Origin of the sequence: Micromonospora sp. NPDC047134 (genome assembly GCF_040643455.1) — a bacterium.
Taxonomy (GTDB): Bacteria; Actinomycetota; Actinomycetes; order Mycobacteriales; family Micromonosporaceae; genus Micromonospora.
Window position 1 is genome coordinate 85,000 of record NZ_JBEYUI010000005.1, and the last position, 21,899, is coordinate 106,898.

Consider the following 21,899-nt stretch of genomic DNA (forward strand, 5'->3'; position numbering starts at 1 on the left):
TGGAAGCCCGGCGAAGACAAGGGCGAGTGGCAGGACCGCGAGGAGGCTTCCCAGCAGGGTGCCGGCGGGGGTGCGGCCGCCGACGGGGAAGGCAGCGGGAAGAGCGACGAGCACGGCCAGCACGCCGAGGGTGGGCGCGACTGGAAGGACCGTGACGAGTACGGCGCGGACAAGGGCGACCGTTGGGAGCACAAGAAGGACTTCGTCTACTACGGCGAGGCCCGGATCGCCAAGGACGCCAAGCCCGGCACGTACAAGCTGGAGGGCTCCTGCGGGGAGGGCGAACTGGTCGTCCTGCCGAAGGGTGGGGTCGACGGTGGTGACGGTGGCCTGACCGCCGGCACCGACCGTGAGATGGCCACCGCCGGGGCCGGCCTGGTCGGCGCGGCGGCTCTCGGCGGCCTGGTGCTGCTGCGTCGTCGTCGGACCGATGAATTCGCGGCCTGACGCGACGACGAGACGGGCCGACGGCCGCTACGGTAAACCGTGGCGCGCCGTCGGCGCCGCTTTCGTCGTCCTCCTGGCGATGGTGGGCGCCGGGCTGATCGGCGCCGCCTTGAAGGGCACCGGAACGGTCCGCCCACCCCAGCCGGTGACCCGGGTGGGCGCCACCCCCTCGGTCGAGGCCCCCTTCGACGACGCCGACCTCGGCGGCGCTCGGGCCCCGGTCGGGCTGCCCCGGTCCGCGCCCACCACGGTCCGCATTCCCCGCATCGGCGTCAACGCGAAGATCATGCCGCTGGGCACCAATCCCGACGGTACGGTCCAGGTCCCGCCGTTGGACCAGGCACTGCTGGCCGGGTGGTACGAACCCGGGCCGAGCCCCGGCGAGGTGGGCAACGCGGTCATCGTCGGGCATGTCGACTCGGCCGCCATCGGGCCGGCCGTCTTCTTCTCCCTCGGCGCCCTGAAATCCGGCGACACCATCACTGTCGACCGCGCGGACGGCCGGCCCGTCACCTTTCAGGTGGACTCGGTGGTCTCCCACCCGAAGAACGCCTTCCCCACCGAGCAGGTCTACGGCCCCAACGACCGGCCGGGACTACGTGTGATCACCTGCGGGGGCCAGTTCGACGACGCCACCGGCGACTACCCCGACAACGTGATCGTCTTCGCCTCCCTGCACTCCTGACCACCCCCGGACAGCGGCGTGGCCCGGCGGTTTCCCGCCGGGCCACGCTTCGTCCATCGATCAGGCGGCGGCCGAGGTACGCACCAGGGTGCGGATCTGCCGCAGCAGGACCGACAGGGCCGCCAGGTCGGCCCGGGACTCGTCGAACTCCCCCATCGCCCGTTCCGCCCGATGGATCGAGGTGGCGTTCGACTCCACCCACTGCTGCACCCGCTCCAGCGGCGGCAGGTCGGCGGGCGTGGAGTCGAGCACCTCGGCGGTGAGCGCGGCCAGCGCGGCGTACAGGTCGTAGCGCAGCGCCATCCGGGCCAGGGTCTGCCACCGGTCCTCGCGGGGCAGCAGGGAGATCTTCGACAGCAGCGAGTCCACCCGGAACCGGTCGGAGAGCACGAAGTAGATCGAGGCCACCTCGCTCACCTCCCGCTCGGAACCGGTCGCGGTCTCCACCACGTCGAGCAGACCGAAGCTGTACATCAGCCGGGTACTCTGCTCGGCCAGTTCCCGCGGCAGGCCCCGCTCCGTCATCGTGTCGATGTGGGCGGCGATCGCCTCCCGCTCGCTGCCGTAGAACAGGGTCTCCAGCTCCGGCAGCAGCTTGGCCACCCCGTCGCGCAGCCGCTCGATCTCGGCCCGCACGTCGATCGGGGACCGACGGTTGGTCACCAGCCAACGCACCGCCCGGTCCAGCAGCCGCCGGGTGTCCAGGTAGACGTCGGTCTGCAACTGCGGGTCGACCTTGTTGTCCAGGGCCTCGACCGCGTCCCAGAGTGCCCGCAGCCCGAACACCTCACGGACCACCACGTACGCCCGAATGACGTCCGCGGCCGGCGCGGCGGTCTCCTCGACCACCCGGAAGATGAAGGAGATGCCGCCCCGGTTGACCGCCTCGTTGACCAGCACGGTGGTCACGATGTCGCGACGCAGCCGGTGCCGCCCCATCCGCTCGGCGAACCGCTCGCGCATCGGCGAGGGGAAGTAGTTGACCAACACCTTGTTGGTCCACTCCTCGTCGGCCAGCCCTTCGGTGAGGATCTCCTTCTCCAGGGCGATCTTCACGTACGCCAGCAGCACCGCGAACTCCGGCGCGGTCAGCCCGGACTCGGTGCGTACCGCCAGTTCCTCGTCCGACGGCAGCCCCTCCAGGGCCCGGTTCAGGATGCCGGACCGCTCCAGCTCACTGATCATCCGCCGGTGCACCGGCAGCAGCGAGGCGGCCTGGGCCTGCGAGTTGTTGATCGCGCGGGCCTGGTCGTAGTTGTCCCGCAGCACCAGCTCGGCGACCTCGTCGGTCATCGCGGCCAGCAGCTCGTCGCGCTCGGGGACGTCGAGCTCCCCGTCGGCGACCGCGGTGTTCAGCAGGATCTTGATGTTCACCTCGTGGTCGGAGCAGTCCACCCCGGCCGCGTTGTCGATGAAGTCGGTGTAGATCCGACCGCCCGTGCGGGCGTACTCGATCCGGCCGTGCTGGGTGAAGCCCAGGTTGCCGCCCTCACCGACCACCCGGCAGCGCAGGTCCTTGCCGTTGACCCGGATCGCGTCGTTGGACTTGTCGCCCACCTCCGCGTTGCTCTGGGTGGAGGCCTTGACGTAGGTGCCGATGCCGCCGTTCCAGAACAGATCCACCGGAGCGGTGAGGATGGCCTTCATCAGCTCCTGCGGGCTGAGCTGCTCGACATCGTCGTCCAACCCGAGCACCGCCCGCACCTGCGGGGAGATCGGCACCGACTTGGCCGTACGGGAATAGACCCCACCACCGGCCGAGATCAGCTCGGGGTTGTAGTCCTCCCAGGTGGAGCGGGCCAGCTCGAACAGCCGCCGCCGCTCGACGTACGAGGCCGCCGCCTCCGGATCCGGGTCCAGGAAGATGTGCCGGTGGTCGAAGGCGGCCACCAGCCGGATGTGCTCCGACAACAGCATGCCGTTGCCGAAAACGTCACCGGACATGTCGCCCACACCGACCACGGTGAAGTCCTGGCTCTGGGTGTCATGGCCCGTCTCGCGGAAGTGCCGCTTGACCGACTCCCAGGCCCCCCGGGCGGTGATGCCCATCTTCTTGTGGTCGTACCCGGCCGAGCCACCCGAGGCGAAGGCGTCACCCAACCAGAAGTTGTGCGCTACGGAGACCTCGTTGGCGATGTCGGAGAAGGTGGCCGTGCCCTTGTCGGCCGCCACCACCATGTACGGGTCGTCGCCGTCGTGCCGGACCACGTCGTCGGGCGGCACGATCTCCCCGGCCACGATGTTGTCCGTGACGTCGAGCAGGGCCCCGACGAAGTCCTTGTAGCAGGCCACCGCCTCGTCGCGGTCCCCCGGCTTCTGCTTGAGCACGAAGCCGCCCTTGGCGCCCACCGGCACGATCACGGCGTTCTTCACCATCTGCGCCTTGACCAGGCCGAGCACCTCGGTGCGGAAGTCCTCCCGCCGGTCCGACCAGCGCAGACCACCCCGGGCCACCGGCCCGTACCGCAGGTGCACCCCCTCGAAACGGGGCGAGTACACGAAGACCTCGAACTTCGGCCGAGGCGCGGGCAGGTCCGGAATGGCCTGCGGATCCAGCTTGAAGGCCACGTACGCCTTGGGCCGCCCACCCACCGGCTTCTGGTAGAAGCTGGTCCGCAGGGTGGCCTGGATCAGGGTCAGGTACGCCCGCAGGATGCGGTCCTGATCGAGGCTGGCCACGTCGTCCAGGGCGGAGGTCAGCCCGGCGACCAGCTCCGCGCTGCGCTGCTCCCGCTGCTCGCTGCTGAGGGCCCCCGGCTCGAACCGGGTCTCGAACAGCTGCACCAGCAGCCGGGCCAGGTGCGGGTACGCGATGAAGGTCGACTCCATGTAGTCCTGGGAGAAGACCGTGCCGGTCTGCCGCAGGTACTTCGCGTACGCCCGCAGCACCACGACCTGCCGCCAGGTGAGCCCGGCGCGCAGCACCAGCTCGTTGAAGCCGTCCACCTCGGCCTCGCCCCGCCACGCCGCCGCGAAGGCGTTCTCCACGTGCGGACGCACCTCGGCCAGGTCCTGGTGGCCCTCGGGCAGCCGCAGACCGAAGTCGTACAGCCAGATCCGCCCGTCGACCCGTTCCACCTCGTACGGGTGCTCGTCGACCACCTGCACCCCGAGGGAGTGCAGCACCGGCAGCACCGCCGAGAGCATCATCGGCTCGCCGTACCGGTAGACCTTGAACCGGACGTCCATCGCGTCGTCGAGGTCCGCTCCCCGGGCGACCGCGCGCGGCAGCGGCTGCTTGCGGAACAGGTGCATCTCCAGCTGGCCGGGCTCCTCCAGCAGCTCCAGCTTGGCCAGATCCTTCATCGCCTCGTACGGCGTGTGCCCGTCCTTGTAGCCCTCCGGGAAGGCGTCGGCGTACCGGACGAACAGGTGCTTGGCCTGCTCGTCACCGAGCTTGCGTTCCAGCACCAGCCGGTAGTCGTCGTCCCACAGCCGGGTGGCGTCGGCCAGTTCCTCGGCCAGCAGGTCGGCGTCGATCTCCCCGGGCGGGTTGGTCGGGTCGGTCCGCACGATGAAGTGCACCCGGGCCAGCATCGACTCGGTGACCCGGGTGGTGTAGTCCACCCCGACCCCGTTGAGCTCCCGCAGCAGGATGTCCTGCATGCGCAGCCGGTTCTGGGTGGTGAACCGGTCCCGGGGCAGGTAGATCAGGCAGGAGATGAACCGCCCGTACGCGTCCCGGCGCAGGAACACCCGCAACTGCCGACGACCGGCCATCCGCAGCACACCGATCACGGCGTGGTACAGGTCGTCGGTCTTGATCTGGAACAGCTCGTCGCGCGGGTAGGTCTCCAGGATCTGGAGCAGGTCCTTGCCGGAGTGGCTGCGCTGGCTCAGGCCGGAGCGGTCCAGCACCTCGGCGACCTTACGGCGGACCACCGGCAGCTCCTGCACGCTGGTCCGGTACGCGGCCGTGGAGAACAGGCCCAGGAAGCGGCGCTCCCCGACCACCGCACCGTTCTCGTCGAAGATCTTGAAACCGATGTAGTCCAGGTACGCCGAGCGGTGCACGGTGGCCCGGGAGTTCGCCTTGGTGATGATCAGCAGGCGCTTCTCGGTGACCTTCTCGTGCGCCTCCGGGGTCATCGAGGACAGGGCCCGCGCCTCCGGCGAGTCCTGCCGCAGAATGCCCAGCCCGGTGCCGAGCACGGCCTCCAGGGCCGGCCCGCCCTTCTCCGAGTCCGGCACCAGCCGGTACTCCCGGTAGCCCAGGAAGGTGAAGTGGTCGTGCGCCAGCCAGCGCAGCAACTCCACCGAGTCGGTGATGTCCTTCTCCGGCACCGGTGGCCGGTTGTCACTGGTCCGCGCGGCGGCCAACTCGTCGGCCAGGGAGAGGGCCTGCTGGCGCATCTTCGGCCAGTCCTCGACGGCCTCCCGCACATCGGTCAGCACCCGCTGCAACTCGCGGCGCAGCCGGTCCCGCTCCGCCGGATCACGGATCGGGTCGACCTCGATGTGCATCCAGCTCTCGACCAGGTCACCGGCGATCGCGTCGTCCGGCTCCACGTCGGCGGCCACCTCGACCAGCCGACCCAGCGGCTCCCGGCGCACCACCACCAACGGGTGCACCAGCAGGTGCACGTCCAGGTGGTGACTGTTGAGCAGGGCGGTCACCGAGTCCACCAGAAAAGGCATGTCGTCGGTGACGATCTCGATGACGCTGTGGTGCTGCTCCTCGTCGGGTGAGTGGATCCGCAGCTTCAACTCGCCCGGTACCCGCTGCTCGGCCAACTCCCGGTGGTCTCGGGCGGCTTCGAGCATCTCCTCGGCGGTGAAGCCGATCAGCTCCTCATCCGGCGCGAACCGCCAGAAACGCCCCACCAGGGTCGCCGCGTCATGGTCGTCCCCGGCCAGCGCGACCGCCTGGGCCACCAGTCGTTCGGCATTGGGTACCTGCTCGTCGAGTTCGGCGTCCTCCACGTCGCCTGCCAGCGCCTCTGGTGGCAGACCCAGGTCGTAGAGGGTGTCGATACTCGAACCGGTCATGCCGGTCACTCCTGAATCGAGTCGGCCGTAGCCGTCTCCGTCGGTCGCCGTGTCGAAGCTGTCGTCCCGGCCGGTGTCATCCTGCCGGAGGTCGGGTCCCGGTTCTATCGCCGGACGCCGGTCCATCGGTGCCACTCCCCTCGACCCACTGCGTTGTGGATCACTCTGCGACCAAGCCTAGGCCGACCGACCGGGTCGTCCGTCGGCGGACCTGTGGCCGGCCTTCCGGATCAGGACAGTCGTCCTTTCACCCGTTGCGGTACGAGGTTCGGCCGGATCAGGAGTACCCCAGCTCATGTTGTTCCTCACACCGTGACCGGCCCGTCTTTTCGCCCAACCCCAGCCGACCGGGGCGGTACGGACGCTCGGGAGGTACTACGGTGCAGGGCAGCCTTACGGGGAGGAACCAGTTCTGATGCACCGGCCGCACCGACAGCGTCACCAATGGTCACGACTCGCCGCCACGGTCGCCTGTCTCGTCGCCTCGGCGGGCCTGGTCGCCTGTTCCGGCGAGGACGGCCCGGAACGCACCGTCGATGCCTTCCTCACCGGCTGGCGCTCCGGCGACCTGAACTCGATCGGCTTCGTCGACCCGACCGGCGCCAAGATCCCCGCCGGCACGGTCGTCCAGGAGATCCGGGAACTCTCCGGCGAATTGGTGGACGCCCCGCTCACCCTGGCCCGGCAGGGCGAGCCGACGATCGTGCAGAACACCGCCACCGCGACCGTACGCCTGGAATGGACCCTGCCGGGCGAGACCACCTGGACCTACGACCGGCCGGTACGACTCACCCAGGGCCGCGACGACCAGTGGCAGGTGATCTGGGAGCCGCAGATCGTCCAGGAGCAGCTCACCCGAGGTGACCGGCTGGGGCTGCGGCGGGATCGGGCCCCCCGGGCCAGCGTGCTCGACGCCGACGACCAGCCGATCGTGGCCCCCCGCGAGGTGGTCCGGGTAGGGCTGCAACCCAGCGAGGTCACCGACGTCAAGGCGGTGACCCGTGAGCTGGAGGCCGCCTTCCGGGCGATCCGCCCGGCGATCACCCCACCGGTCGACCTGTCGGGTCTGCCGAAGCGGCTGGCGGAGGCGAAACCGGACGCCTTCGTGGAGGTGGTGACCCTCCGCGACGAGGCGTACCGGCAGATCCGGTCGCGGATCTACGACCTGCCGGGGACGAAGTTCCAGAGCGACAAGCTAGACCTGGCCCCGACCCGGGAGTTCGCCCGGGCGGTGCTGGGCACGGTCGATCCCGCGCACGCCGAGGACCTGGCCAAGCATCCCGACCGCTACTCCCCCGGCGACCTGGTCGGGCACGGCGGGTTGCAGGGCCGCTGGGACGAGCACTTGCGCGGCGTCCCCGGCCTCACCGTGATCATCAAGCGGCCCGGGCCGGACGGAACCCTGGTGCCCACCGACACCGAGGTGTTCCAGCACGAGGCACAGCCCGGCAAACCGGTCAAGACGACCCTCGACGTCGCCACCCAGAAGGCCGCCGACCAGGCCTTGCGGGCCGAACGACGACGCTCCGCCCTGGTCGCCGTACGCATCAGCGACGGCGCGATCCTCGCCGCCGCCAACGGCCCCGGCGCCGCCGGGGAGAACCTGGCCTTCACCGCCCAGGTGCCGCCGGGTTCCACCTTCAAGATGGTCAGCGCACTCGGCCTGGTCGAACGCGGCGAGGTAGCCCCGGACACCGTCGTGGACTGCCCGAAGACCGTCGTCGTCGACGGCCGGTCCTTCAAGAACTCCAACGACTTCGAACTCGGCGAGGTGCCGTTCCGGACGAACTTCGCCAAGTCCTGCAACACCGCCTTCGCCGCCCTGGCCCCGCAACTCGGCCCCGACGGACTGGCCGCCACCGGCCGCAACCTGGGCCTGGAGGGTCAGTGGCAGGTGGGACTGGACGCCTTCACCGGTAAGGTCTCCGCCGGCGGTGGCGCCACCGAGCAGGCCGCCGCCGCGATCGGGCAGGGCACCACGGTGGTCAGCCCACTGGCCATGGCCGCGGCGACCGCAGCGGTGGCCAAGGGTGCCTTCACCCCACCGAAGCTGGTCCTGGAGCCGGCACCGGAGGCGGCCGGGGAGCCGGGCCCGGAGTTGAAGCCCGAGGCGGTGACGGCCCTCCGCGAGATGATGCGTACCGTCGTCACCAGCGGCACCGGCAGCGCCCTGAAGGATGTGCCCGGCGATCCGGTGCACGGCAAGACCGGCACCGCCGAGTACGACAACAACCCGAAGAACACCCACGCCTGGTTCATCGGCTGGCAGGGCGAGGTGGCCTTCGCGGTCTTCGTCGAAAAGGGCGGCTCCGGCAGCGGCACGGCCGTCCCCATCGCCGAACGCTTCCTCCGCGCCCTCTCCTGACCGGCGGACATACCGCTTTCCTCACCCGGCCAACCCGACTACGGATAGTCACGGGTCGGCCTACGCAAGATCTACTGAGGTGACGGCCTATCCGCAGATCAACGGGACCCGCACGCGGACAGGCTCCGCCACCCCATCTGGTCACGCTCTGGAATCATTCACCCGACAGCGATCGGCCATTCATCCCGCACGCGAATTCGGCCGGTTCGCGGGCGCAATTGCCGTACCATCGCTGACCACCATTCATGCTGCTCCGCGCGACGTACGCCGATATGATGTCAACCAATCGTGCGATCCATGCCTGCGCCAGAGCAGCGGATGATAAGACTTCCGACCCCAGCGGAGGTCCACGTTGTTCCCTGACTTCTATGCAACCAGCGCCCAGGTACTACCGGTGTTGATGCTCGCGTTGATCTGGGAATCCCGCTTCCTCGACCGACTGGGCCAGCAGAACCGGCACACCCGGCGCGAGGATCCCGATGGTGTCAGATTTTGGACTCGACCCCGGGTACGCGCATATTCCATTTTCATCGTAAGTACGATCATGGGCGGCCTCACCCTGTCGCTACTGGTGCTCGCCGATTACGTGGCGCCCGGTCCGGTTCCCAGGACGCTGCTGGCGGTCTGCCTGGCGTTGGCGGTAGCGACTCTGCTCACCCGCGTGGTCGTCGACATCCTCTCGGCCACCAGACCAACCGATCCGCCGAATGCCGGTCACCGCCCGAACAGCACGGGAGCACCAGCCGGATCACCTGCCGGCGCAGCCGGGGATGGTGAGGCGAAGTGAACCGGATCGACGTCGTCTTCGTCCATGGCCTGCTCTCCTCCCGGCGCGCCTGGCTTCCGATGACGGAGCTGCTGTCCAAGGATCCAGAGCTGCCAGGGCTACGGATTCACTTCTTCGAGTACGCCTCGCAACTCGTTCGGTTCCGGCCGGACCGCCGGATTCCCCATCTCAACGACATCGCCGACCGGCTGCGCACATATCTGCGGGACGATCTTCCGGCCGACGCCCGGCTGGTGGTACTCGTCTCGCACAGCCAGGGTGGTCTGATCGTCCAACGGTTTCTGGCGCGCACCCTGGCTGCGGCGCACGGTCACGAGTTGGCCCCGATCCGCCGGGTGGTGATGTTCGCCTGTCCGAATTCCGGGTCCCAGTTCCTCGGCTCGTTGCGCAAACTGACCCTACGACGACGCAGTCCCCAGGAACGGGAATTGCGTCCACTGCACGAGGGAATCATCGAGACCCACAACGCGGTGATTCGTGGCGTCCTTCAGGCCCGCGAGCGCACCGCCACGGAATGGCCGATCCCCGTCTCGACCTACGCTGGGATATCCGACAACATCGTCCCGCCGGTGCTCGCCAACTGGACCTTCACCATGACCGGCGTTCTTCCCGGTGATCATTTCTCGGTGATCCGGCCGAGTTCCCCCGAAGACTCATGCTATCGGGCGCTCAAGAAAGAGATCCAGACAGCGGCCGAGGAGCCCGGCGAACCCGAGATCGAACCTGCGGCCTCCCCCGCCGCGGAACGGACCGACTCGTCATCGAAGCCGCCTGCATCGGTCAGGACCGCACCGGCGAGCAGCACTGCCCTGGACCGGCCGGACCGGGCCGGCCGGATCTCCATCGACCCGCCCCTGGCCCGCCTCACCTCACCCGTCTACGGGCGGGATGACTTGCTCAAAGAGATCACCGGCGAATTCCGTACCGGCCGGAGCGGCCCATCCGTGCACGTTCTGCACGGTCTACCCGGCAGCGGCAAGAGTCACCTGGCGCTGGAGATCGCAAGCCGCGCTCTCCGGCAGGGACGCCAGGTCTGGTGGGTCTCGGCGCTCCGATTGAGTTCCGGCATGCGTGAGGTCGCCAGTCGACTCGGTGCACCGACTGGTCTGGTGGACCGGGCGTGGTCCGGCGACTCAAGCGCGACCGACCTTGTCTGGCGCTTCCTCAACCAGGCCGAGCAGCGTTGGGTGCTCATCATCGACAACGTCGACGAACCGCGGTTGCTCGACCCGGTTGACGAGGACATCGCGGACGGCACCGGCTGGCTGCGCCCACCGACGGACCCAGACAACCTCGTGATCATCACCAGCCGCGACGGCGACCGCACCACCTGGCCGTCCTGGTCGGTGCGGCACCCGGTGCCGCCGCTGAGTGAGCAGGACGGTGCCCTGGTGCTGCTCGACCGGGCCGGCAGCGTGGCCGGTACCGTGGAACAGGCTCAGCGACTCAGCGCCGCGCTCGGTGGGCTGCCACTCGCGCTACGCGCCGTCGGCGACTACCTGAAGTCCGTCCACACCACGCGGGTCTGGCAGGGCACTCAGGTGCTGCGGAATTTCGACAGTTACCTACAGGACCTGCAACAGCGTTTCGCGCTACCGCCAGGTGCTCGGGGGGAACTCGACGAGCCGACCGGCCTCGGTGTCACCAGCAGTGTCTTCGACATCTCCCTGGACCTGTTGGCTCGGCGAGGGCTGACCCAGGCCGGCAATCTGCTGCGGGTCCTCGCCTGCCTCAACGTCGCGCCCGTGCCCTACCACCGGGTGCTCGACCAGCAGGCCCTGATGCGATCTCCGCTGTTCTCCGAGTTCACCGGCCGACAGCGACTCACCGTGCTGGAAGGTCTCGCCGACCTCTCCCTGATCGAGTTGTACGAGGTGGAGTCCGTCCGCGACGAGGACTTCCGGCACGTCATGTCGCTACATCCACTGGTGCACGGGATGATGCGCGACCACCCAGATCTCCGGCAACGAACCAACGAGTACTACAGCCTGATCAGCAAGATGCTGACCGCGGCGGTCAAAGACCGAAACCCGGACGCGCAGTCGGCCTGGGACGGCTGGTACCTCATCGCTCCGCACACCATCGGGGTCGCCCGGGACTATCTGCTGACCAGCGGAGTGCGGTACGAGCGGGTGACCGTCTTGGCAACACTGGAACTGGTACGGCTGACCGCGCGGTACCTGATCGCCACCGGCCTGGCGCTTGCCGCCGAGGAGTTGCTCGTTGCTGTGGTGGCCGGCTGCCAGGCGTTCGATGTGAACCCGACGGACAGAGAGATGCTGGCGCTACGGCACGAACTGGCCCGCGCGGCGCTGGAGTTGCAGCGACCGCACGACGCCGAGGAACTCCTTCGCGAGCTGATCGCCGATCGGACGGCCGTACTTGGCGCCAATCACGCGGACACGCTGGCCAGCCGGCACAAACTCGCCCGCGCCATCATGGCGCAGAACGGTCGGTGGGCCGAGGCAGAACAGGAACTCACCGCGATCGTCGCCGCAGAGGACAGGGTTCGCGGGCCTGAGCATTCCGACACGATGGTCATCCGGCACAGCCTGGCTCGGGCGATCCTTCTCCAGGGCCGGACCGCCGAAGCCGAGACGATGCTGCGGGAGATCCTGGCGATCCGGCTGCGCCACTGGGCACCCACAGAGCCGGAGACCCTGTTCGTTCGACAGAGCCTGGCCCGGTGCCTTTACGAGCTGTCTCGATACGAGGAGGCCGAACAGGAGAGCGGGGCAGCGCTCAACAGCGTCGAGCCCGGCCAGGCGGACCGTCCAGAAGTGCTTTGGCTGCGTTGGACGCTGGCCCAGGTGCACATAGAACAAGGAAAGATCGACACCGCGCGGACCGAGTTGACCCAACTGCACCTCGATCGCGAACGGGTGCTGGGCGAGGCACACCCCGACACGGTGACCACCCGCGAGACGCTGAACAAGCTGACGCAGTTCGTGCCACCACAACCAGGTGCGGCCGATCGGGAGCCGCTAGCTGAGACCGACCAGGAGAAGCAGACATGAGCATCGATCACTCGACACGGGTGTCGGAAAGCTGTCATTCAGCACGACGCGCGAACCGAATCCACCGAATGGTGGTTGTCGTGTCCGCCGCGTCCGGAGATTCTGAAACGATCCGGTCCGACGAAACGGGGGTAGGCATGTTCGCCAGTACCCAGACCGCAGCGGGGTCAGTCGCTCCTGCTTCAGTCACGACGGAACAGACCCTAGGAACCACGCGCACGCCGGTGCCCGAGGAACTCCGGCAGATTGCTCGGGAAATGTCCGGGGCCTACACATCCGCCCTCGAGGTCGATCCCAAGCTCTACTTCAGCGGCGCCACTCCGGCTCCCGCATTGACCGACCACCCCAGGTGAGTTCGTGGTGGGGCCCCGCCCTGGCCGGCCTGCTCCGCGGACGAGGGAGGTTCCATGAATACGAACGGCACCCGACTGTTCGTCGTTGACGCCTTCACGGACGAGCCGTTCCGCGGCAACCCGGCCGGTGTGGTCATCCTCGATGAACAGCGCGATGACGCCTGGATGCAGGCCATCGCCAGCGAGATGCGACATTCGGAGACGGCATTCGTGCTGCCCGGACAGGACGGTTGGTGGCAGTTGCGCTGGTTCACCCCGACGGTCGAGGTGGACCTCTGCGGCCACGCGACCCTCGCCACCGCGCACGTGCTGGGCGGTTCGACCCGCTTCCGTACCCGCAGCGGAGAGCTGACCTGCACGGTGTCGCCGGACGGTTGGATCGAGATGGACTTCCCGGCCGATCCGCCGACACCAGTGTCGGCACCGCCCGAGCTCCGTCGCGCCCTCGCCGACGACGTCACCGTCGTAACCGTGGCCCGCGGGGTGTCCGACCTGCTCGTCGAGGTCGCCAGCCCACACGATGTCCGTGCCGCACGCCCCGACCTTTCGCTACTGGCCTCGATCCCGGTACGCGGCGTCATCCTCACCGCATACGACGATGAGCGTGACCGGATCGTCAGCCGATGCTTCTATCCCGCCGTGGGTGTTCCCGAAGATCCGGTCACCGGTTCTGCCCACTGCACCATCGGCAGTTGGTGGGCCGAGCGACTACACCGCGACGAGTTGGTCGCCGAGCAGCTCTCCACGCGCGGCGGCACCCTGCGGTTGACCCGGCAGGGAGACCGCATCCGCCTCGGCGGGCGCGGGGTCACCGTCTGGCACGGTGAGATCGCGGTCTGAGCATGAAGTATGCCCAGGAGTTGACCTCGACAACGCTGAACCAACTGGCCAATGGTGACCTGGATGCGATTTGGGTTCGGCATTTTTACCCACCGGCGATGTGCCGAGCGGTCCTGCCCGCCGTCGTCCGGGTATGCGAGGCATCCCGTTACACGCTGACCGGGGACTTCCAGAGCATCGGCACCTCGATCGGGGAAGCTGGCGAGTCGACTGCGAACGAAGACCGCTACATGGCGACCGCAGCCGAGACCACCGAGCTCATTCGGCGGGAGGTCTTCGCCGGCCGACTCTCCCCGCTCGACGACCTACGGTTGCGGCTGGACGAGACGTGGCCGGATGGTGCAACGGTGGCCCGCCACGAGGGCCGGATGATGCTGCCCGGAATCATTCGCCGCTGGCCGGCGGGTGGGCACGCCAACCCGCACATAGACCAGCGGGCGATCCCACTGTTGGCCGCCCACCGCCTCCGCCGGCGGATCGGCACCAACATCTACCTGGAGGTGCCGCCACCGGACAATGGCGGCGAGGTGGAATTCTGGACCTTGTGGACTGACGAGGGCAGCTACGACGCCCACCGCCGCAGCGACTACGGCCTCGATCGAGCCGACCTGGGCGAGCCGCACTGGTCCTGCGCTCCGCGCCAGGGTGACCTGCTGATGTTCGACGCCGCCCGGGTGCACGGCGTACGCCGGGTGGACCAGGGTTCGCGGGTCAGCGCCGCATGCTTCGTGGGCGTACCGTCTCCTGGTGAACCCCTCGTGGTCTTCGCCTAGCCGGCGGCTCAACTCACCCACCACCTGCACGGTGGGTGAGCTGTCGCTCAGGCGGTCAAGCCACCCGGGCCGGGCGCGGCATGATCATGCTCGTCTGCGGGGTCCGTGCCGTCCGTATCCGGCAGCACGGCAATGTCCGGCCGGTCCACCGGGAGCCGGGGCGCCGGAGCGGAACGGTCGGGCCGCTCCGCGCGCAGTCGGGGCGGAGCTGAGCCGGGGGCGGTGACCGGGCGCAGGCCGGCTACCAGGGTGTTGACGATCTCGGCGGCGTACGTCCCGTCCGGGTCGTAGTCGGGGTCGAAGACGGTCAGCTCGACGCCGAGGCAGTGCGGGGTGTCGACCAGGCCGGCGAGCAGGATCTCCAGCTCGGCGAAGGCGATGCCGCCCGGATCGGGGGCGTCTACCGCAGGCATCACGGCCGGGTCCAGGACGTCCACGTCGATGTGCACCCAGTAGCCGGCGCAGTCGGCCAACTGCTCGTGCGCCCACTGGGCGGTACGCGCGGCACCCTCGGCGCGCAACGCCGGCACCGGACGGGTGATGATCCCGGCGGCTTGCAGATCGAGCCGGTACTCGTCCTGGGCGCGGATGCCGAGCACCACCACGTCGATGTCCCGGAAGTAGGGTCGACGTCCCTCGATGGCCGCCAGATCGGCCTGACCTCGCCCGGTGACCAGGGCGAGATCCTCCCCGGCCGCCGCGCCCACGTACGAGGCGTTGCCGGGGTGCCGGAAGTCGGAGTGACCGTCGACGAAGACCAGGCCGATCCGGCCGCCGATCTCCTCGCCTAGGCGATGCATGGCCAGCGCCGAGCCGAGCAGGATCGAGCAGTCGCCACCGAGGACCAGTGGGAACTCGCCCCGATCGATGATCGCGCCGACCCGGTCGGCCAGGGCCACCGAGTAGTCGGCGATCTCCCGTGCGTGGCACACCCCGTCCCCCGGTCGCCAGTCACCGGCGTCGTACCGCGGTGGGGTCAGGCAGCCGGCGTCGCGGGCCCGCAGCCGGGGCAGCAGGCCCTGGTCACGTAGCGCGCCGGGTGCTTTTCCGCAGCCCGGGACCGAGGTGGGCGTGGGTGACCGCAGACCGAGGTTGCTCGGCGCATCGAGGACGGCGATCCGGCGCATCATGGGCCGCTGTCGTTCACGACTGCGGGGCTCGCAAGCTCACTCCTCGCGCTCACAGACCTCGCCCTCCGTTCGCGACTGCGGGGCTCGCAAGCTCACTCCTCGCGCTCACCTGGGCTCCCGTCCTGTGGGGGTCGAGGCGGGCCGGCGTAGCGCCGGCCCGCGCTGGCGTGGCTGGGGTCAGAACAGTGCGCTGGCCAGGGCTCGGCGGGCCGAGGCTACCGTCGGGTCCTCCGGGCCGGCGATGGTGAACAGGCCGACGAGGTGCTGGCGTACCTTCTCCCGATCTTCACCGAAGGTGCGCCGGACCAGGCCGACGAGCCGCTGGTACGCCTGCTCGGCCTGGCCGCTGAGCACCTCGATGTCGGCGGCCAGCAGTTGCGCCTCGACATCGTCCGGCTTGGCCTCCGCTGCGGCCAGCGCGGTCTGGGGGTCGGCACCGGACACCCGGCGGGCGAGGCCGACCTGGGCCAGGCCCGCCTCCGCAGCGGCGTCGTTGGGGGTCTCGGCCAGGATCTTCCGGTACGCCTGCTCGGCGGCGTCCAGGTCACCGTCCATCAGGGCGTCGTCGGCCGCGTCGAGTCGGGGGTCCTCCGGTTCGGCCACGGAGACTCCGCCGGCCTTGAGGATCGCCTGGATCCACTGGCGCAACTGCGCCTCGGGTACCACCCCGGAGAAGGCGTCGACCGGCTGGCCGCCGACCACCGCGTACACCATCGGGATGCCCTGCACCCGGAACATCTGCGCGAGCCGGGGGTTGGCGTCGACGTCCACCTTGGCCAGCACCCAGGCGCCGCCGCCCTCCACGGCCAGCCGTTCCAGCACCGGGGAGAGCTGCTTGCAGGGCTGGCACCACTCGGCCCAGAAGTCCACCACCACGGGTGTGCTCAGGGAGCGCTCCAGCACCTCCGACTGGAAGGTCGCCTCGGTAACGTCGATGACGGTGACCCCACCGACAGCGCCACCCGGTAGCCCGGCAGGAATGCCGGCGGGGGGAGCGGCCTGGGTCGGTGCCGGGGCGGGGCTGGGTGCAGGGGTGCGCAGCGCGCTGAGGTCGACCGCGCCGCGGGTAAAGATCGACGAGGTGATCCGTGGGTCGCTCATGGTTATCTAGTCTCGCACGCGCCGCGCCGAACTCAGATCAACCGTGGCCGGAGACAGTTGCCACTGTCACCCCTGCCCAGCCGCCCTTTCGAGGTTGGATGTCAGAACCGGGCAGGCTCGCGGTAAACGCCCCATTCCGCGCGCAGGGCGTCACAGATCTCGCCGAGGGTGGCCTCGGCGCGTACGGCGTCGAGCATCGCCGGGATCATGTTCTCCTCGGTACGGCTGACCGCCACCATCTTCTCCACCGCCGCGCGTATCGCCGCCTCGTCCCGGCCGGCCTTGCGCTCGGCCAGCACCCGGCGCTGCTCCACCTCGACCTCGTGCGAGATGCGCAGGATCTCCAGGTCCTTGGCGACCGTGCCGGTGTGGCAGTTGACCCCGACGATCTTCTTGTCGCCCTTCTCCAGCGCCTGCTGGTAGACGAAGGCCGACTCGGCGATGTGCCCGGTGAACCAGCCGTCCTCGATGCCCCGCAGGATGCCGGAGGTCATCGGGCCGATGGCGTGCGGACCCTCACCACCGAGCTGCTTGATCCGGGCGAAGATCTCCTCCGCCTCGGCCTCGATCCGGTCGGTCAGCGCCTCGACGTACCACGATCCGCCCAGGGGGTCGGCCACGTTGGTCACCCCGGTCTCCTCCATCAGCACCTGCTGGGTACGCAGGGCGATCTCGGCGGATTCGTCCGTGGGCAGGGCCAGGGTCTCGTCCAGGGCGTTGGTGTGCAGCGAATTGGTGCCGCCGAGCACCGCCGCCAAGGCCTCCACCGCGGTGCGTACCACATTGTTGACCGGTTGCTGGGCGGTCAGCGACACCCCGGCGGTCTGGGTGTGGAATCGCAGCCAGAGGGCCTTTTCGCTGGTCGCGCCGTAGACGTCGCGCAGCCAGCGGGCCCAGATCCGGCGGGCGGCCCGGAATTTGGCGATCTCCTCGAAGAAATCGACATGCGAGTCGAAGAAGAAACTCAACCCGGGGGCGAAGACATTGACGTCCAGGCCGCGCGAGAGTCCCAGCTCCACGTAGCCGAAGCCGTCGGCGAGGGTGTACGCCAACTCCTGCGCGGCCGTCGAGCCGGCCTCCCGGATGTGGTACCCGGAGACCGACAGCGGCTTGTACCGGGGGATCTCGGCGGCGCAGTACTCCATCAGGTCGCCGATCAGGCGCAGGTGCGGCTCGGGATCGAACAGCCACTCCTTCTGCGCGATGTACTCCTTGAAGATGTCGGTCTGCAACGTGCCGTCGAGCTTGGACAGGTCGGCCCCCTGCCGTTCGGCCGCGACCAGGTACATGCAGAACACCGGCACCGCCGGCCCGGAGATGGTCATGCTGGTGGTGACCCCGGCCAGGTCGATGCCGTCGAAGAGCACCTCCATGTCGGCGGCGCTGTCCACCGCCACCCCGCAGTGGCCGACCTCGCCGAGGGCCTGCGGGTCGTCGGAGTCGCGGCCCATCAGGGTGGGCATGTCGAAGGCGACCGACAGGCCGCCGCCACCGGCGCCGAGGATCATCTTGTAGCGCTCGTTGGTCTGCCGGGCGTTGCCGAACCCGGCGAACTGCCGGATGGTCCAGGTCCGCCCCCGGTAGCCGGTCGGATAAAGACCCCGGGTGTACGGGAACTCGCCCGGCCAGCCGATCCGGTCGAACCCGGGGTAGGCGGCACCCTCGGGTGGCCCGTAGACCGGCTCGACAGGCATCCCGGAGAGGGTGGTGAAGTCCGCGTCCCGCTTGCGCGCGGCGTCGTAACGGGCCTGCCAGCGGGCCCGTCCGGCAGCGATCTCGTCGGCGTTCATCTCCGGGCTCCTCCTCGAGTCCTTCAAGACTGCATGTCGAGTGTAGAGCCCTTCCTGAACGATCGATAAGGAAGTTGATACCGGACGGTAACCGCCCCTCCGTCGGCCCTCGGACCGGACCGGCGAGCCCGGGCCGGCCACCGGGGTCCCGCGACCTCAGGCCGCCGGCCCCCCGATGGCCACGTCGTCCACCCGGATGTTGATCTCGTCGACCCGCAGCCCGTACGCCTCGATGGCCTGGGTCACCGCGGCCCGCACCGCGTTGGTCACCTCGGGCACCGGATGCCCGGCGTCCGTCACGATGACCAGGTTGATCACGGCCGCGCCGTCGGTGACATGGGCCGAGCAGCCGCGCCGGGCGTCACCGACCTGGTCGAGTCCGACCCGGTCGAGCACCGCGTTGAAGAACCGGGCGACATCCCCACCCAACTCGACCACCCCGGGCACGGCCTTCGCCGCCGCCACCGCGATCTTCTCCACGACTTCGTCGGAGATCTCCGTACGCCCACCCGCCACCACGTCCGGAGTAACCGGCAACTCCTGCGTCGACTCGTGCTCCATGCTCGCTCCCCGCGTTAACCCACCCCGCATCCGCGGGCCGCTGCGAGCCTAACCGCCCCCCACCCTCCCCAATAGACACATCACCCAACGGCGACGGCGGTGGGTGGGGAAGGCGGTGGGTGGGTGCGGGAAGGGCTAGTGGGTGAGTTGGGTCAGGAGGGTGTTGGCGGCGGCGTAGGGGTCGGTGGTGCCGGCGGCCACCTCGGCGGCCAGGGTCGGCAGCTGCGTACCGTCGCGCAGGGAGCCGATCCGGGCGCGCAGGGAGCCGAGCGCGATGGCCTCGATCTCGGCGGCGGCCCGCGCCTCCCGGCGGCGACGCAGCTCGTCGTGCTCGACCAGCCAGCCGCGGTGCTTGTCGATCGCCGCGGCGATGTCGTCGATCCCCTCGCCCCGGGCGGCCACCGAGCGCACCACCTGCGGGCGCCACTGGCCCGGTCCCCGCTCGCCCAAAGCGATCATGCCCTGGATGTCCCGGACGGTGTGGTCGGCGCCGTCCCGGTCGGCCTTGTTGACCACGAAGACGTCGGCGATCTCCAGGATTCCGGCCTTGACCGCCTGGATGGCGTCGCCCATCCCGGGGGCGAGCAGCACCAGGGTGGTGTCGGCCAGGGAGGCCACGTCGACCTCGGCCTGCCCGACCCCGACGGTCTCCACCAGGACGACGTCGCAGCCGGCCCCCTCCAGCACCCGTACCGCCTGGGGGGTGGCCGCGGACAGTCCGCCGAGGTGCCCCCGGCTGGACATCGAGCGGATGTAGACCCCGGGGTCGGTGGCGTGGTCCTGCATCCGTACCCGGTCGCCGAGGATCGCCCCGCCGGTGAACGGGCTGGAGGGGTCGATGGCGAGCACCCCGACCCGGTGGCCCCGGGCCCGCAGGGCGCGTACCAACTCGTTGGTGGTGGTCGACTTGCCCACCCCGGGGGAACCGGTGAGGCCGACCACCTGGGCCCGGCCGCCGTACGGTGCCAGCGCCGCCGCGATCGCCGGCAGGGTCTCGTCGCCCGACTCCACCAGGGTGATCAACCGGGCCACCGCGCGGTGGTCACCGGCCCGTGCCCGCTCGACCAGCATCGGTACGTCCCGACTGCGGCGCACCGACCCGGTGGCCACGGTCGGGGCGTGGCCGTGGGACCCGCTCACGGCGTCTCGGAGGGAGCCGGAACGTGGATGATCAGGGCGTCGCCCTGACCGCCACCACCGCAGAGGGCAGCCGCTCCGGTGCCACCGCCGCGCCGCTTGAGTTCCAGGGCCAGGGTGAGTACGAGCCGGGCGCCGGACATGCCGATCGGGTGGCCCAGCGCGATCGCGCCACCGTTGACGTTGACCTTGTCGGGGCTGACCCCCAGGTCACGGATGGACTGGATGCCGACCTGCGCGAAGGCCTCGTTGATCTCGATCAGGTCGAGGTCGGAGACGGTCAGCCCACCCTTGCGCAGGGCGTGCTGGATGGCGTTGGAGGGCTGCGAGTGCAGGGAGTTGTCCGGACCGGCCACGTTGCCGTGCGCGCCGATCTCCGCCAGCCAGGTCAGGCCGAGTTCCTTGGCCTTCGCCTTGCTCATCACGACCACCGCGGCGGCACCGTCGGAGATCGGCGAGGAGCTGCCCGCGGTGATGGTGCCGTCCTTCGCGAACGCCGGGCGCAGCTTCGCCAGGGACTCGGCCGTGGTGTCCGGGCGGATGCCCTCGTCCTCGCTGATCACCAGCGGGTCACCCTTGCGCTGCGGGATGACCACCGGAGTGATCTCGTCCGCGAAATGACCGTTCTTCTGGGCGGCGGCGGCGCGCTGGTGGCTGGCCGCGGCGAACTCGTCCTGCTCCTGCCGGGTGATGCCGCGGGTGCTGCCGTGCCGCTCGGTGGCCTCACCCATCGCGCAGCAGTCCCAGGCGTCGGTCAGCCCGTCGAGGGCCATGTGGTCCTTGAGGGTCACGTCGCCGTACTTGTGGCCGCCCCGCTGACCGAGCAGCAGGTGCGGGGCGTTGGTCATCGACTCCATGCCGCCGGCCACCACGATGTCGAACTCGCCGGCCCGGATCAGCTGGTCGGCCAGGGCGATCGCGTCCAGGCCGGAGAGGCAGACCTTGTTGATGTTCAGCGCCGGTACGGACATCGGGATGCCCGCCTCCACGGCGGCCTGGCGGGCCGGAATCTGCCCGGCACCGGCCTGGAGCACCTGGCCCATGATCACGTACTGCACCTGGTCGGGGGCGACTCCGGCCCGCTCCAGGGCGGCCGCGATCGCGATGCCGCCGAGCTTGGTTGCCGGCAGGTCCTTGAGGTTGCCCAGCAGCCGCCCCATCGGGGTGCGTGCGCCGCTGACGATCACCGAAGCCATACCTGCCTCCGAGGGGGGTGCCGACCTGTACGCCTTAACGACTGTTCGGTCAGACTAGCGTCATGCCTGAGAACAGCCCCGTCGAGCCCGCTGCCGACTATGTCACAGACATCGGTCTGCGCCGCATCGATCATGTCGGGATCGCGGTCGCCGACCTCGACGCCGCGATCGACTTCTACACCCGGACCTTCGGTATGCGATGCGTGCACACCGAGACGAACACCGAGCAGGGGGTACGGGAGGCGATGCTGGCGGTCGGGCCGACCCCGGAGGGCGGCTGCCTGCAACTGCTGGCCCCGCTGACCCCGGGCTCGACCATCGCCAAGTTCCTCGACCGCAACGGTCCGGGGGTGCAGCAGGTGGCATACACCGTGGCGGATGTCGAGGCGGCCTGCGCGGCGCTTCGGGAGCGCGGCCTGCGGCTGCTCTACGACACCCCCCGACGGGGTACGGCGGGTTCGCGGATCAACTTCGTGCACCCCAAGGACGCCGGTGGGGTCCTGGTCGAACTGGTCGAGCCCGCCCCGCACCCCACCCACGGGTGACCCTGGGAGCCGAATTCATCGACCGGCGTGACACCACCGACGGGTGTGGCCGTCGTCGGCCCGAGGACGGGTCCGGCGACGGCCTTTCGATGAACGCGCAATGGTTTTCCGCCTCCCGGCCCCACATCCATTCGCGGGAACCCCGGGAGGCGGAAAGAAAAGCGGTGCACGGATAGCTGCGAT

Annotated in this window: 15 protein-coding genes and 1 pseudogene; 9 read left to right on the forward strand and 7 right to left on the reverse strand. The window is 69.5% G+C overall.

All coding sequences use genetic code 11. The features are described 5' to 3' along the window. Both ABZ795_RS09285 and ABZ795_RS09290 read left to right on the forward strand, forming a co-directional pair. Positions 1-447 (forward strand): annotated as a pseudogene (locus tag ABZ795_RS09285) (hypothetical protein); the annotation flags it as partial. Further along, positions 431-1,132: a class F sortase gene (locus ABZ795_RS09290; RefSeq protein WP_357529920.1), complete on the forward strand. Its 702-nt coding sequence runs from the start codon at positions 431-433 to the stop codon at positions 1,130-1,132. The pseudogene ABZ795_RS09285 and the gene ABZ795_RS09290, both read left to right, overlap by 17 nt. Before the next feature lie 60 nt (positions 1,133-1,192). On the opposite strand, the gene ABZ795_RS09295 is transcribed toward ABZ795_RS09290, so the two are convergent. Then, positions 1,193-6,247, reverse strand: coding sequence for an NAD-glutamate dehydrogenase (locus ABZ795_RS09295; protein WP_357529921.1), 5,055 nt, complete (start codon positions 6,245-6,247; stop codon positions 1,193-1,195). A 289-nt stretch (positions 6,248-6,536) separates the two neighbouring features. Here ABZ795_RS09295 and ABZ795_RS09300 point away from each other — a divergent pair, with 289 nt between their 5' ends. The 6 genes from ABZ795_RS09300 to ABZ795_RS09325 all read left to right on the forward strand — a co-directional run bounded on the left by ABZ795_RS09300 (position 6,537) and on the right by ABZ795_RS09325 (position 14,256). Then, positions 6,537-8,486: a penicillin-binding transpeptidase domain-containing protein gene (locus ABZ795_RS09300; RefSeq protein ID WP_357529922.1), complete on the forward strand. Its 1,950-nt coding sequence runs from the start codon at positions 6,537-6,539 to the stop codon at positions 8,484-8,486. A gap of 352 nt (positions 8,487-8,838) precedes the next feature. Further along, positions 8,839-9,273 carry a hypothetical protein gene (locus tag ABZ795_RS09305; RefSeq protein ID WP_357529923.1) on the forward strand — a complete coding sequence of 145 codons (435 nt, stop codon included), beginning with the start codon at positions 8,839-8,841 and terminating at the stop codon, positions 9,271-9,273. Beyond that, entirely contained in the window at positions 9,270-12,290 is a 3,021-nt protein-coding gene (locus ABZ795_RS09310) for an alpha/beta fold hydrolase (protein ID WP_357529924.1), read from the forward strand. The genes ABZ795_RS09305 and ABZ795_RS09310 overlap by 4 nt, the downstream gene beginning before the upstream one ends. Then, positions 12,287-12,643 (forward strand): hypothetical protein, encoded by a 357-nt coding sequence (locus ABZ795_RS09315; RefSeq protein ID WP_327024358.1) that lies wholly within the window; start codon positions 12,287-12,289, stop codon positions 12,641-12,643. The genes ABZ795_RS09310 and ABZ795_RS09315 overlap by 4 nt, the downstream gene beginning before the upstream one ends. A 54-nt stretch (positions 12,644-12,697) precedes the next feature. Next, positions 12,698-13,483, forward strand: a complete 786-nt coding sequence (locus ABZ795_RS09320) for a PhzF family phenazine biosynthesis protein (protein ID WP_357529925.1) — start codon at positions 12,698-12,700, stop codon at positions 13,481-13,483. 98 nt (positions 13,484-13,581) lie between these two features. After that, positions 13,582-14,256: a 2OG-Fe(II) oxygenase gene (locus ABZ795_RS09325; RefSeq protein ID WP_327024356.1), complete on the forward strand. Its 675-nt coding sequence runs from the start codon at positions 13,582-13,584 to the stop codon at positions 14,254-14,256. A 47-nt stretch (positions 14,257-14,303) separates the two neighbouring features. Here the strand turns inward: ABZ795_RS09325 and ABZ795_RS09330 are convergent, their stop codons facing one another. The 6 genes from ABZ795_RS09330 to ABZ795_RS09355 all read right to left on the reverse strand — a co-directional run bounded on the left by ABZ795_RS09330 (position 14,304) and on the right by ABZ795_RS09355 (position 21,171). After that, on the reverse strand, positions 14,304-15,386 hold the full coding sequence (locus tag ABZ795_RS09330) for an arginase family protein (RefSeq protein WP_357529926.1): 1,083 nt from the start codon (positions 15,384-15,386) through the stop codon (positions 14,304-14,306). Between the two features lie 177 nt (positions 15,387-15,563). After that, positions 15,564-16,487, reverse strand: a complete 924-nt coding sequence (locus tag ABZ795_RS09335) for a tetratricopeptide repeat protein (RefSeq protein WP_357529927.1) — start codon at positions 16,485-16,487, stop codon at positions 15,564-15,566. Positions 16,488-16,588: 101 nt separating this feature from the next. Then, positions 16,589-18,277 carry a methylmalonyl-CoA mutase family protein gene (locus ABZ795_RS09340; RefSeq protein ID WP_357529928.1) on the reverse strand — a complete coding sequence of 563 codons (1,689 nt, stop codon included), beginning with the start codon at positions 18,275-18,277 and terminating at the stop codon, positions 16,589-16,591. A 156-nt stretch (positions 18,278-18,433) separates the two neighbouring features. Further along, positions 18,434-18,838 carry an Asp23/Gls24 family envelope stress response protein gene (locus tag ABZ795_RS09345; protein ID WP_357529929.1) on the reverse strand — a complete coding sequence of 135 codons (405 nt, stop codon included), beginning with the start codon at positions 18,836-18,838 and terminating at the stop codon, positions 18,434-18,436. Between the two features lie 135 nt (positions 18,839-18,973). After that, a complete protein-coding gene (gene meaB / locus ABZ795_RS09350) occupies positions 18,974-19,909 on the reverse strand; it encodes a methylmalonyl Co-A mutase-associated GTPase MeaB (RefSeq protein WP_357530019.1) in 936 nt (311 codons plus the stop codon). A 65-nt stretch (positions 19,910-19,974) separates the two neighbouring features. After that, positions 19,975-21,171 carry an acetyl-CoA C-acetyltransferase gene (locus ABZ795_RS09355; protein WP_327024351.1) on the reverse strand — a complete coding sequence of 399 codons (1,197 nt, stop codon included), beginning with the start codon at positions 21,169-21,171 and terminating at the stop codon, positions 19,975-19,977. Between the two features lie 62 nt (positions 21,172-21,233). On the opposite strand from ABZ795_RS09355, the gene mce reads away from it, so the two are divergent. Next, positions 21,234-21,716 carry a methylmalonyl-CoA epimerase gene (mce, locus tag ABZ795_RS09360; RefSeq protein WP_357529930.1) on the forward strand — a complete coding sequence of 161 codons (483 nt, stop codon included), beginning with the start codon at positions 21,234-21,236 and terminating at the stop codon, positions 21,714-21,716. The last annotated feature ends 183 nt before the right edge of the window (positions 21,717-21,899 follow it).